This is a genomic window from Leptotrichia massiliensis, from assembly GCF_900104625.1.
Taxonomy (GTDB): domain Bacteria; phylum Fusobacteriota; class Fusobacteriia; order Fusobacteriales; family Leptotrichiaceae; genus Leptotrichia; species Leptotrichia massiliensis.
Genome location: NZ_FNVZ01000003.1, coordinates 109,597 through 122,783 on the forward strand (window position 1 = coordinate 109,597; position 13,187 = coordinate 122,783).

General features: G+C 30.7%; 8 protein-coding genes and 1 tRNA gene. 2 read left to right on the forward strand and 7 right to left on the reverse strand.

Features of this window, described 5'->3' with window-relative positions; translation table 11 throughout:
• Positions 1-289 precede the first annotated feature (289 nt).
• The 5 genes from BQ5344_RS01320 to nagB all read right to left on the reverse strand — a co-directional run bounded on the left by BQ5344_RS01320 (position 290) and on the right by nagB (position 8,751).
• Positions 290-3,343, reverse strand: coding sequence for an alpha-amylase family glycosyl hydrolase (locus BQ5344_RS01320; RefSeq protein ID WP_071123860.1), 3,054 nt, complete (start codon positions 3,341-3,343; stop codon positions 290-292).
• Between the two features lie 29 nt (positions 3,344-3,372).
• Positions 3,373-4,746: an aminopeptidase gene (locus BQ5344_RS01325; RefSeq protein ID WP_021769266.1), complete on the reverse strand. Its 1,374-nt coding sequence runs from the start codon at positions 4,744-4,746 to the stop codon at positions 3,373-3,375.
• Positions 4,747-4,944: 198 nt separating this feature from the next.
• The gene (locus tag BQ5344_RS01330) at positions 4,945-6,303 is read right to left on the reverse strand and encodes a glucose-6-phosphate isomerase (protein WP_071123861.1); all 1,359 of its coding nucleotides are present in this window, start codon (positions 6,301-6,303) and stop codon (positions 4,945-4,947) included.
• Between the two features lie 447 nt (positions 6,304-6,750).
• Complete coding sequence (nagA, locus tag BQ5344_RS01335) at positions 6,751-7,902, reverse strand: N-acetylglucosamine-6-phosphate deacetylase (RefSeq protein WP_071123862.1); 1,152 nt, start codon at positions 7,900-7,902, stop codon at positions 6,751-6,753.
• A 15-nt stretch (positions 7,903-7,917) separates the two neighbouring features.
• Entirely contained in the window at positions 7,918-8,751 is an 834-nt protein-coding gene (gene nagB, locus BQ5344_RS01340; RefSeq protein WP_071123863.1) for a glucosamine-6-phosphate deaminase, read from the reverse strand.
• A 215-nt stretch (positions 8,752-8,966) separates the two neighbouring features.
• On the opposite strand from nagB, the gene BQ5344_RS01345 reads away from it, so the two are divergent.
• Together BQ5344_RS01345 and rfbC are read left to right on the forward strand one after the other, a co-directional pair.
• On the forward strand, positions 8,967-10,172 hold the full coding sequence (locus tag BQ5344_RS01345) for a dTDP-glucose 4,6-dehydratase (RefSeq protein WP_071123864.1): 1,206 nt from the start codon (positions 8,967-8,969) through the stop codon (positions 10,170-10,172).
• A gap of 30 nt (positions 10,173-10,202) precedes the next feature.
• Entirely contained in the window at positions 10,203-10,775 is a 573-nt protein-coding gene (gene rfbC, locus BQ5344_RS01350; protein ID WP_021768577.1) for a dTDP-4-dehydrorhamnose 3,5-epimerase, read from the forward strand.
• A gap of 568 nt (positions 10,776-11,343) precedes the next feature.
• Here the strand turns inward: rfbC and BQ5344_RS01355 are convergent.
• Positions 11,344-12,366, reverse strand: coding sequence for a glycoside hydrolase family 16 protein (locus BQ5344_RS01355; protein ID WP_071123865.1), 1,023 nt, complete (start codon positions 12,364-12,366; stop codon positions 11,344-11,346).
• 703 nt (positions 12,367-13,069) lie between these two features.
• Positions 13,070-13,146: transfer RNA gene (locus BQ5344_RS01360), tRNA-Asn, on the reverse strand.
• Positions 13,147-13,187: the final 41 nt, after the last annotated feature.

A 13,187-nucleotide genomic window follows, 5' to 3' on the forward strand; every position in this document is an offset into this window, starting at 1 on the left:
AAAATTTATTTTTAAAGTATTGATTTTTCAAAAAAAGTTTGTTATAATTACAATGTTAATATTATTATTAATCTTTTCATATATCACAACCGAAGAAAAAAATTGGTCATAAAAGGCAGTCCATATACCTCTTTCTCGTGGACTGTTTTTTATTTACTATTTTTTCAAGTATTAAAAATTAAACTTAACAAATACTATTCAATTAAAATAATTTTATACAAAATAAGGAGCCAATATATTTAGCTCCTTAATTTTTTATGTACTTTCAACACATTATTTTACAAGGTTCTTATTCATAATCTCCATCTATTCTAACTTTTCGCAAAATCATTCCTTCTTTAGCTTTTATATTTAGTTTAATTTTCCCGTTAGAACTTGTTCTGAATGTTCTTCCTTCTGTTACCAGATCTATAAACCTTTCATCTTGATAATGCGTTTCAAATTCCAAATTTTCCCAATCATTAAAAGAATTATTTATAACAACTATTATGGAATTATCTTCAATCACTCTTTCATAAACAATTAAATCTTTTTCATTATCTGCCATAATTTCTCTAAATTTACCATAGACAAGCGTTTTATTTTCTAGTCTTATTCTGATTAACTTTTTATACCATTCAAATAAATCACTGTCAACTTTTTGCTGGTAAACTTCATTTTGGTTAATGTGTGATGGATTTTTTTCATCATCGTACAAATATTCTTTCCATAACATCGGTTTTCGGCAATATGGATCAGTTGCTCCCCACATTCCTACTTCATCACCATAAAATAGCATTGGTGCTCCAATGTATGTCATTTGGAATACTGAGATTAATTTTAATATGTCTTTTGGTTTAATTGGGCTGTTTCGCCAGTCTATTGTTGTGTTTGGATGATAATTTGAAGCTAAATCCGGGCGAATTCCGTTATAACCTTTTTCCAGCTGTTTTCCTTCCTCCAGATTTCTTCCAAGCACATCATTTACAATTCTAGAATAAAGTCTGTCGGTATCATGCGAACCGTTTAAGTTCTGGCTCGCTTGCAATGCCTGATATGGATACCAAGTTCTTTTTTCCCGAAGCTCATTGAAAAAGTCCTGTGCCTTTAATTTGTATCTTACGCCACCTTCAGGACTTTGATTAATAAAAAATCCAATAACTGTTTTTAACCATTCGTAGTTCATTACAGTGTCAAATTTATTTCCACCGTTAATATCGCCTGCTGCATTTCCCCAAAGTTCAGCAGTTATGTAGGAATCCTTCTTGCTGCCTTTTACAACTTCACGCCATTCATTCCAAAAATTCTGATTTTCAAGACAGTTTGGAACATCAAGACGCCATCCATCAATTCCATCATCTTCCATCCAGTTTTCACTTTCTTTTCCATCAGGCCCATACATCCATTTTCTTGTAATATTAAAAATATATTCCTTATATTCTTGATTAAACGAGTTAAATTCAGGTAATGTATCAAATCCTCCCCAAGCATTGTAGATAGTTCTTTTTCTATTTGCAATAAGAGTTTCGTATGCCTGTTCCTCACTCATTTCATCAGTTATTGGAACGTGCTGTCCAAAATCCGTAAATTTATACCAGTCCTTATATTTAGAATTTTCTCCATCCGCAAGCACCATATTGAATGTCCAATGCTCACTGCTACTATGATTGAAAACCCCGTCAAATATTACACGAATACCATTTTTATGAAATTCCTTTATCAAATCAACCATTATCAAGTCTGATTCTGTCCAGATCCATGTTGATGGATCTTCTGTTTCCCCATAGCCATTTTTCCCACGGTTTTTACCATTCAGATTTACTTCTAGAAGTTTTAGCTCACTGCTTGTTGAAGCTTTGTTGCCAAGTATATCCACATACGACTTATTTCCATATTTATTTTTTTTATTAATTTCCACGCCATGAGTTTTTCCACTTGTCTTTATTGTCCCAAAGTCTGGTGAAATATGTCTAAAGTCATTTGCCCCATATTTATGATTTTGGTATGAGAAAAATACTGGATTTAGCCACACTGCATTAATTCCCAATTCCTTCATGTACGGTATTTTTTCTTTTATTCCTTGTAAATCTCCACCATACATTCTGGCATATTTTAAGCTGTAGTCAATTTCACGCTCTCCCAGTTTTTCCCAAATTACCTGTTCCCTAAAATCAGCAGTCCAACGATTTCTATCAAACTGACTTATCACATTATTGCTTTTTTCCCATTTATAATCTTCGATAAAGTTCTGCTCATGAAGTCTGTTAGGCTTAAAAGCTTCAGGTCCAAATTCATTAAAAATAGGATCGTTATAGTGGTTTCCATTATAAAATCTGTCTGGAAAAATATTATACCAGATTGCCTCTTTTGCCCAGTTTGGTACATCAAATAGCTGTATATCCTTAGAAGTTGTGTTTACAATTAATCTTTTTGGCTTGCTGTAACTCAATGTTTTTCCATTAAAATAGGCTCTTGAGCCGTTATCTTCAAGAATAAAATAATACAAAAGTTTTTTTGCTTCTTTACCAAAATTTATTATTCTTTCAAAATAATCAAATCCGTTTGTCTTATCCTGATACCTTTCCAGCTCATAAATCATTTCATAATTATCTTCTTCATGTAAAACAACACTAATATAGGCACGTTCTACATCATTCATCTGAGTTCTTATTTTAAATTCGTATTCATTATCTGAAAGTTTGTTAAAATATTGCAAGCTGTCATAATTATGTACGATAGCCTTCAAATTTGTATTTTTGTCAATGGCTTCATATACAAATTTTCCAGTTCCTAAATCTCCTTGTGGAAACAATGCTCCATTTTCTCCAACTATTAATTTTTTATTTTCATTCTCAGGATACCATTTACCGTCAATCAGGTATTTATATTCATAAACTCCCTCAGGTGAAGCCAATATTACTTCATAATTTGTTCCTTCAAAGTGATGAATAGGCTCAGTATCAGGCTTCCAGTTATTAAAGTTCCCTGCAATTTCAACTTTATCAGCCTTTTCCAATCCAAAATCAGCAATATCCAAGTTCATTCTGTAAAATTTCATTTTTGTGAATGAAATCGTCTTTTTAGAAGGATAATACTCTATATAAATATCTATTCCTTTTTGAAATCCTGTTATTGACTTTGGTGGCAAGTCTTCATCCACCACAGCCTCAAATCTTTTTGCAAATGGAGCTGTGTGATTATAAGTTACGCCACTTATAACATCTGTTTCCTCATTTTTTATTTCAAAAAAATAGCTTCCTGATTCGATATTTCCCCATTTATATATAAAATTTTCCCAATTTTGTTTCAAGTTCTCTTCTTTATAAAATTTATTATCCTTATAAATTATAATTTTATAACCCATTTTTATCTCCTAATTTATCTGCTCTTTCCTTAATCTAATTCAAAAAACACTTTATATGCTCTGTATGTTTCATACAAATCTGCTTTTGATGAGATTTCAAATAAAGAGTGCATTGATAAAAGTGCAGGCCCTGCGTCTACCGTTCTGATTCCATAGTAAGCCAAGAACTTAGCAACAGTTCCTCCACCACCTTCATCTACTTTTCCAAAGCCACCCGACTGATATTTAATCTCATTTTTGTCAAATATTTGTCTTATTTCCTGAATAAATTCTGCATCGGCATCGTTTGCCATAACTTTTCCACGGCTTCCTGTATATTTTGCAAATGCCAGTCCATAAGATAATCTTGCCGCGTTTTCCACATCATGAACTGACTTAAATACAGGATTTAACGCAGCCGTAACATCTGAGGACAAGGCTTTTGAGTTCCACAAAGTTTCCCTCAATATCTGATCATTGTAATTTTTTTCTGTAAGTGAAAGCATTTTCCCAACAACATATTCAGGCAATGTTGACTTCAAGCTGGTAGAACCTTCACTTCCAATTTCTTCTTTATCTGTCAAATAAATCATAACAGTTTTCTCAGTTTCCTTAACATCAAGCAAGGCTCTTAACGAAGTATATGCACAAATTCTGTCATCTTGACCATATCCTCCAATCATACTCTTATCAAGCCCCACATCCCGCAATTTTCCAGTAGGCACAACTTCCAGCTCTGCTGTAAAGAAGTCATCTTCTTCTATTCCGTAATCTTTTTTCAATTTATCAAGCACAAACTGCTTTATTTTTTTATTTACATTTTCATCATTTAAAGGCATATTCCCAAATAATAATTTTAGTTCCTCACCTTTAATAACATCTCTTGCCTTTCTTTCATCCTGCACATTGTAAGACAGATGCGGTAATATATCAGGCATGCTAAATACAGGCTCGTCATCTTTTTCTCCAATAGAAAGTGTCACTTTTTCTCCGTTTTTTAAGAAAACAACACCATGTAATGCAAGCGGAGTTGCAGCCCATTGATATTTTTTAATTCCACCATAATAATGTGTATTTAAAAGTGCAAACTCTTCTTCTTCCATTATCGGATTTGGTTTCAAATCCAGTCTTGGAGAATCTACGTGGGAAACAATCATATTAATTCCGCTTTTTATATCATTTCCGACAATTACTGCAATGATATTTTTATTTCTGTTGTTAAAATAAATTTTATCCCCTTTTTTCAATTCGCTTTTTTCATTAATATTGACAAAGCCATTTTTTTCAAGTTCCTTTTCTGTCAAATCCACAAATTCTCTCTCTGTTTTGGCAGAATCCAAATATTTTTTATAGTCTTCAGCAAAGTCAAAAATCACTTTTTTTTGTTCATCTGTATAATTTTTCCACAAATTTTCCTTTGTCATTTTCTACATCCTTTCCAAAGTTCACAAAATACACAACAAAAGATGGCTACTTGAAAAAATGTCCCAAATCAGCCACCTTCTTTCCAAACTAAATTAACTTTTCAATTTATCAAATTTATTAAAATTTACTAGAATTTTTCAAAATTAAACTAGATAAAACATAATGCAAGATATTTTAGAAATATCCCAGTTAAAATACTATTTAACTTCGTTCAATTTTTTTTCCAATTCTTTTCCAGCTTCTTCGTATCCAGGTTTTCCTAACAATGCGAACATATTTTTCTTGTATGCTTCCACTCCTGGCTGATCAAATGGATTTACACCTAAAAGGTATCCACTCACTCCACATGCTTTTTCAAAGAAATAGAATGTATACCCTAAATGATAAGGAGTAGCTTCAGGAATGTTTACGCCTAAATTAGGTACATTTCCGTCAATATGTGCCAAAATTACCCCATCAGTTGCTTTTTTATTTACATAATCCAATGTTTTCCCAGCAATAAAGTTTAGTCCGTCAAGGTTATCTTTATCACTTTCAATGACAAATTCCACTTCTGGTTTTCCAATAGAAACTACTGTTTCAAAGAATAATCTTTTTCCTTCCTGAATATATTGTCCCAATGAATGCAAGTCTGCTGAAAAATCTGCCGAAGTTGGGTACAATCCTTTTCCATCTTTCCCTTCAGATTCTCCAAACAATTGTTTCCACCATTCTGCCAAATAGTGAACTCTTGGCTCATAATTTACCATTAATTCCAAGTCTTTTCCTTTTCTATGCAAGATATTTCTCGCAGCCGCATATTGTAAAGCCTGATTTTCATCCATATTTTTGTTTGCAAAATCATTCATTGCATCTTTTGCTCCAGCCATCAATTCATCAATATTAATTCCAGCCGCAGCAATTGGTAAAAGTCCTACTGCAGTCAATACAGAAAATCTTCCTCCAACATTGTCAGGTACAACAAAAGTTTCATATCCTTCAGCTGTAGCAAGCGTTTTTAATGCCCCTTTTTCCTTATCTGTTGTAGCATATATTCTTTTTGCAGCTTCTTCTTTTCCATATTTTTCTTCTAGCATTTTTTTGAAGACTCTAAATGCAATCGCAGGTTCAGTCGTAGTTCCAGATTTTGAAATTACATTTACTGAAAAATCCCTGTCTCCAACAACTTCTATTAAATGTTGCAAATAAACACCACTCATATTTGTTCCTGCAAAGTAAATTTCAGGAGTCTTTCTTTTATCTTTTGGCAAGTTATTGTAAAAGCTGTGTGATAAAAACTCTATCGCAGCTTTTGCCCCTAAATAAGATCCCCCAATTCCGATTACTATTAAAACTTCTGAATCATTTTTAATTTTTTCAGCAGCCTTTTTTATTCTGGCAAACTCATTCTTGTCGTAATTTTCAGGCAAGTCAACCCATCCTAAAAAATCATTTCCTGCTCCACTTTTTGAAGTCAATACTTCATTTGCTAATTCTACATACGGTTTAATCTGTCTTAATTCATTTTCGTTAAAAAAATTTTTTGCAAATTGATAATTAAAATTCAATTTTTCCATTTTTTTCTCCTTAATATAAATATTTTATTTTTCAGATTTTCTTAAAATCAAAAAATCCCTGTTATTTCACACATAGTAATCCAACTTTAAAATTAAATAATAATATAACTACTCTAAAAGACAAACTTCTAAAAATTATAGTCAATAATTATATCCCATTTTAAAGTAATTTTTTATTAAAATATTTTTTCAACTAAAGTATAACAAAAAAAGCACTTTTTTTCAAATTTTTCTAACATATTTTTAGATTTTTAAAAATTTTTTCTAAAAATTTTAAATTTTATCACATATTGTCCAAGTTTCTCAAAATAAAATTAATTTTAATTACATACATTCAGCCTTTTAACTTGAGTTTTAAAACAGTTTTACTGTTATTCCCTTATACTGAATTAATCAAGATTAAACAAATTTAACATTCTAACAAAATATCATAATTTCAAATTTAACTTATTCGTATTTTGTTAAATTTCCCTTACTTACAGTCCCCTTAATATTAAACTTTTCATCAAAATATGTTAAATCAGCAAAATATCCTTCCTTTATAAATCCATATTTTTCACCTACAGCCACGGCTTTAGCAGGATAAGAAGTTGCCATTCTAAGTGCTTCCTCAAGTGAAATATGCACCTTTTCCACAAGATTTTTTACTCCATCAATCATAACTAGGGAAGAACCTCCCAAAGTCCCTTCTGGCGAAACACATTTTCCATCTTTATATAAAACTCTATTCCCTTCAAACATAAATTCTGTCATATTCTCAGTTCCAGCAGGGCTAACAGCATCTGTCACAAGATAAAGCCGATCCTTCAATATTTTTTTAGCAATCTCTACAGAAGCAAAATCCATATGAAGCCCATCAACTATTATCCCGCAGTTTGTAGTGTCATTATTGAATAAAAATCCTACAACTCCTGGCTCTCTTGAATCCAATGCTCTCATAGCATTATACAAATGCGTAGCACAATTAAAATAGTCTTTCTTTTCCATACATTCCTTATAAGTCGCATTCGTATGCCCCACAGCAATGTTAATCCCTGATTCTTTCAATTTTTCAAGATGTTCAACTTTAGCCTTTTCAGGTGCAATTGTTATTATTTTTGTAGCTTCAGATCCTGCATTTGCTATTTTTTCTACCATTTCATCAGATAAAACTCTTATGTATTCAGGACGATGAATTCCCTTTTTTTCAACACTTATATAAGGTCCTTCTATATGAAGCCCTAAAACTCCAATTTCCTCCTTATCTTTTATTTCCTTCATAAGATTCAGAGCTTTTTCTATTTTCTCATCTGGAGAAGTTATAAGCGTTGGCAAAAACGAAGTACATCCGTATCTCTTATTAGTTTTATTCATTATCTCAAGTGTCTTTTGTGAAATATCATCATTAAACAGTACTCCTCCACATCCATTAAGCTGTAAATCAATAAATCCTGGCGACAAAACCATCCCTTTGGCATCAACTACTTCCTGATTTTCTAATTCTTTTTCATCAATCAATGAAAAATTCGTTACTTTCTTTATAAATTTTCCTTCCAAAACAACGGCATCTTCCTCAATAAATTTTTCCCCATCAAATATCTTTGCATTCTTTATAATCATCTCAATAATTCCTCTCTATTTTGCTAATTCTATTAAATATTTTTTATATTCTTCCAAATCCAAATTTTTTGCCTCAATTTCCTTGAAATATCTATATGTCTTGACTTTTATATCTGAAGCCGCCATTTCATCAATTACCAGTACAGCCCTTCTATGCAGCTGCAAAGCCGAAATTGTCCATAGATGATTTACTCCACCTTCTACTCCATGATAAACTGCACGAGCCTTTTTATAACCATTTGCAAGAATCATAACTTCCTTTGCCTCCATTAGTGTTCCTACACCTATTGTCAAAGCCAATTTTGGTACTTTTTCGATATCATTATCAAAAAATCTAGAATTTGCCAAGATTGTATCATAAGTCAAATCTTTATCACGTGTATGTGAAGAAAGTGAGGATCCAGGCTCATTAAAAGCTATATGTCCATCCTCTCCAACTCCGCCTAAAAATAGATGTATTCCACCAGCCGCTTTTATTTTGTTCTCATAATCTTCACATTCTTTTTCCAAATCCTTGGCACATCCATCCAGAATATTTATATTTTCTTTTTTTATATCAATATATTTAAAAAAGTTTTCGTTCATAAAATAATGATAACTTTGTGGATCTTCTGGTTTTAATCCCACATATTCATCCATATTAAAAGTTACAATATTTTCAAATGACAATATTTTTTCATTATATAAATTTATCAATTCCTTATAAGTTGCAAGCGGTGTAGAACCAGTAGGAAGCCCTAATACAAAAGGCTTTTCCTTTGTAGGTTTAAACTTCAATATTTTTTTAGCTATTTGATATGCACTCCATTTTGCGACTTCATCAGCATTTTTAAGAATAATTACACGCATTTAATTCACTTCCTTTAACAATTTTAAAAAATTTAAATTTTCATTAAAATAACCTTTACTATTATTATATAACCTTTTTTCATTATGTCAAGCATATTTTTACTTTTTATAAAATCTTGGGAATTTCTATTGGAAAAAATTGAAAAAAATTGTATAATTTGGTTAGGATGATAAATAAAAAAACTATAATTATAGTGAATTAATTAGGAGAAAATATGAAAACATACTTAGTAACAGGTGCAGCTGGCTTTATCGGTTCCAACTATTTAAAATATATCTTAAACAAATACAAAAATGAAGAAATTAGAGTAATTGTGGCAGATGTGCTAACTTATGCCGGAAATTTAGGCACAATTGCTGAAGAAATTAAAGATGAAAGAGTAAAATTTGAAAAGGTTGATATTCGTGACCAAAAGGAAATTGCGAGAATTTTTTCTGAAAATGAAATCGATTTTGTTGTAAACTTTGCGGCAGAATCACACGTTGACCGTTCTATCGAAAATCCGCAAATATTTTTAGAAACAAATATTCTTGGTACGCAAAATCTTTTGGAAAATGCTAAAAGAGCATGGACTGTTTCAAAAGATAAAAATGGATATCCAGTTTACAGAGAAGGCGTAAAATATTTACAAGTTTCCACAGATGAAGTTTACGGAAGCCTTTCAAAAGATTACGAAACAGCAATTGACTTGATAATTGACGATGAAGAAGTGAAAAAAGTTGTAAAAAATAGAACAAATTTAAAAACTTACGGAAAAAATTTCTTCACAGAAAAAACTTCACTTGACCCAAGAAGCCCATATTCAGCTTCCAAAGCGAGTGCCGACCACATCGTAATCGCCTACGGTGAAACTTACAAAATGCCAATAAATATTACAAGATGTTCAAACAACTACGGACCTTACCATTTCCCAGAAAAATTAATCCCACTTATGATTAAAAACGTACTAGAAGGTAAAAAGTTGCCAGTTTACGGAAAAGGGGACAATGTAAGAGATTGGCTTTACGTAGAAGATCACTGTAAAGGAATCGACTTAGTTTTAAGAAATGCCAATATTTACGAAATTTACAATATTGGTGGTTTTAACGAAGAACAAAATATTAATATTGTAAAACTGGTTATCGATATTTTAAAAGAAGAAATTGAAAATAATGACGAATATAAAAAAGTTCTAAAAACTGACTTGCAAAATATAAATTATGATTTGATTACTTATGTTCAAGATAGACTTGGACACGATATGAGATATGCTATTGACCCTTCGAAAATTGCAAGGGATTTAGGATGGTATCCAGAAACAGATTTTGAAACAGGTATCAGAAAGACTGTAAAATGGTACTTGGAACATCAGGACTGGGTAAATGAAGTAGTTTCAGGAGATTATCAAAAATATTACGAAGAAATGTACGGAAATAAATAATCAAATTTATACAAAAAAAGGAGCAAATCAATGAACAATTTTACAATAAAAGAAACCCCAATAAAAGATTTAGTAATAATCGAGCCAAAAGTTTTTGGAGATGAAAGAGGATTTTTCATGGAAACTTACAACCAAAAATCCTTTGAGGAATTAGGACTTACAATGAACTTCGTTCAAGACAACCACTCAAAATCCAAAAAAGGCGTTTTACGTGGACTTCACTTCCAGACAAAGCACACTCAAGGAAAATTAATCCATGTTATAAAAGGAAGTGTCTATGATGTAGCAGTTGATTTAAGAAAGGATAGCACAACTTTTGGAAAATGGTACTCAGTAAAACTATCTGCCAAAAACAAATTGATGCTCTACGTTCCAGAGGGCTTTGCACACGGTTTTTTGACACTCGAAGATGAAACAGAGTTTGTTTACAGATGTACAGATTTATATGCCCCTGAATACGACAGCGGGCTTTTATGGAGCGACAAAACTCTAAATATCGACTGGAAATTTGAAGAATTTGGAATAAATCCCAATGAACTGACAATTTCTGAAAAAGACAAAGTTCAACAAAAATTTGATAAAAACAAAAATTATTTTGAATAAAAAAAAAGTAGTTTAAAATTAGCTATTTCTTAACCGAGATAGCTTTTTTTCTTTTACAAAAAAAGACAGAAAAACTTCTTTTCAAAAATCTTCCCGTCTAATTCACCTATATGCACGCTAATCAAATTAATACTAAACCCCGTTAAACTAACTGAATATAATGTGGTAATATAATAGGGTAATGAAAATGGCAAAAGCGTATGAAATAACAGAAGAAATTTCATACTAAACCCCGTTTAAATAACGAAATTATTACAAACTTTTCTAATTAATAAAGTATATAAACCTAATATTTTCAAATAATTAAAATATAATTTTCATTTTTTAATCAGATTCTAGTATAAATAACCTGTCGGAACATTTTTCTGTGCTGGCAAAACTATCTGAGCATAGAGAGTTTTTTGTCAGTGCAGAAAAATGTCGTAGACTAGCCATAGGTTGTAGGATTTGCGGCAATGAGCAATCCTACAAAAATAAAAAAAATAATTTAATTTAATGATTATGAGTTAACTATTAAACAATCCTATTATAAAAATTTATTCCTATTTTTAAATGAGTTTAGTATAAATTATTTTTTCTGATATACCCTTACATAATCAACTTTCATTTCTGTCGGAAAATCCACATCCCCATCTTCTCCAGTTTTTTTGCTCAAAGCTACATTTATCATAATAAAATAAGGCTGTTTAAATGGATTTTGCAACCCTTTCTTGTCCAATTCCTTATAAGAGAATCTTTTATACACTTTATTATTAAATAGCCATTTTATTTCCTTTTCGTCCCATTCCACTGCATAAGTGTTAAAATTAGTCAATTTTTCCCTAGGCCATTTACTTAGTTTATAATCATCTCCATCAAATGTCTCATAAGTATTATCACTTTTTAATACATGAAGCGTCCCTGTAGCACGATCCATTTCATCTCCATAAGTTTCTACTATGTCAATCTCACCTACTGCTGGTTTTCCATCCATAAAAGAATACCCTTCAGGCCATAACCAAAATGCAGGCCAAGTCCCAATTCCTTTAGGCATAGCAGCTCTCATTTCAATTTTTCCATATTGTACATTGTAAAGATTTCTTGTATGAATAGCTCCCGAACTATATAAAATCTTTCTATCTACACCATCTATTTTTACTTTTTTATCTGTCTCTTTCTTCAATGTTATAATCATGTTCCCATTTTCAATTTTAACATTATCTCTTAAATAAAAATGTTTCGCATCAAATCCATACTGATTAACCAAATTTCCATTTTCATCCAAGTAATTTCCTGCATGCCAAGGATTTCCATTTTCCCAATAAGTCCATTTTGTAGTATCTAGCTGATTTCCATTAAATTCATCATTCCAAACCATCTTCCAGTTTTTCCCTGTTACTTTTGAAATAAACTTATTCAATTTATTTTTTTTAAAACTTTTTACTTCAACCTCAGCTTTGCCCACTATTTCATTTTCAATCTTTTGTCGCACATCACTCGCCTTAACCTCTATGTTCTGAAAATTCTCTATTTTCTGATTCTTCGCTGCAGCAAAAATCATGTTACCTGTCAACATAAACAAAACTACCCTTAAAAAAATCTTTTTTTTCATACTTTTCTTATTCTCCTTTTTTTATTATTTTAATACTCACTTGTAAAAGTCCAACATTTTTAATTTTTAGAGTTTTACTTTCTGTTATTTTTTTTAGTATTTTTATAATAAAAGTTCAATAGCATAAGTAAAATCACTCTATTCATTAGTTTCCTTTTACAATCACCTTATGTTTAAATCAAACTAAAAATGAAACAAAACTAAAGTTTAATAATCTAAATCGTTACTTTTTTAGTTTAACTCTAAACTAATTTTACCATATACTCAATTATTTTATACTAATTTTTGCATAAAATCAACTAAATTTTTTTTATTCAAAAAAATTTTAACCTATCTATATTGCCTCGTTAAATCAAACAAACACTAAGTTTAATTAATAAATTTATTAAAAACTTTTTTATTTAGAAATTAACGCTCAATATTTACAAACTAATTACATATAATCCTTACTTTTGAGGTATTAACTAACATAAAAACTTTTAACTGAAATTATGAAAATATTAGTAAATTTAAGAAAGTTTCAAAATATTTTTACAAAAAAAGACAAAATACTTTTTTCAGAAAGTATCCTGTCCAAGTCATCTATATTTTTCATAATGCTATATTATCTTCATCTTTACAAAACCATTTATTAATATATTGCACATCCTCTATTTCTTTTTATTTTAAAATTTATCTACTTTTTGAATATTTTAAAAAAAAATGGCGTCCCCGGTTGGACTCGAACCAACGACCCTCTGATTAACAGTCAGATGCTCTAACCGGCTGAGCTACGGAGACACACAAAAGAAAAAAGTTTGGCAACTACCTATTTTCCCGGG

What these genes read in the sequence shown, in the direction of transcription:
- BQ5344_RS01320 (WP_071123860.1), bottom strand. Translation starts at nt 3,343, where the DNA reads ATGGGTTATAAAATTATAATTTATAAGGATAATAAATTTTATAAAGAA.
- BQ5344_RS01325 (WP_021769266.1), bottom strand. Translation starts at nt 4,746, where the DNA reads ATGACAAAGGAAAATTTGTGGAAAAATTATACAGATGAACAAAAAAAA.
- BQ5344_RS01330 (WP_071123861.1), bottom strand. Translation starts at nt 6,303, where the DNA reads ATGGAAAAATTGAATTTTAATTATCAATTTGCAAAAAATTTTTTTAAC.
- nagA (WP_071123862.1), bottom strand. Translation starts at nt 7,902, where the DNA reads ATGATTATAAAGAATGCAAAGATATTTGATGGGGAAAAATTTATTGAG.
- nagB (WP_071123863.1), bottom strand. Translation starts at nt 8,751, where the DNA reads ATGCGTGTAATTATTCTTAAAAATGCTGATGAAGTCGCAAAATGGAGT.
- BQ5344_RS01345 (WP_071123864.1), top strand. Translation starts at nt 8,967, where the DNA reads ATGAAAACATACTTAGTAACAGGTGCAGCTGGCTTTATCGGTTCCAAC.
- rfbC (WP_021768577.1), top strand. Translation starts at nt 10,203, where the DNA reads ATGAACAATTTTACAATAAAAGAAACCCCAATAAAAGATTTAGTAATA.
- BQ5344_RS01355 (WP_071123865.1), bottom strand. Translation starts at nt 12,366, where the DNA reads ATGAAAAAAAAGATTTTTTTAAGGGTAGTTTTGTTTATGTTGACAGGT.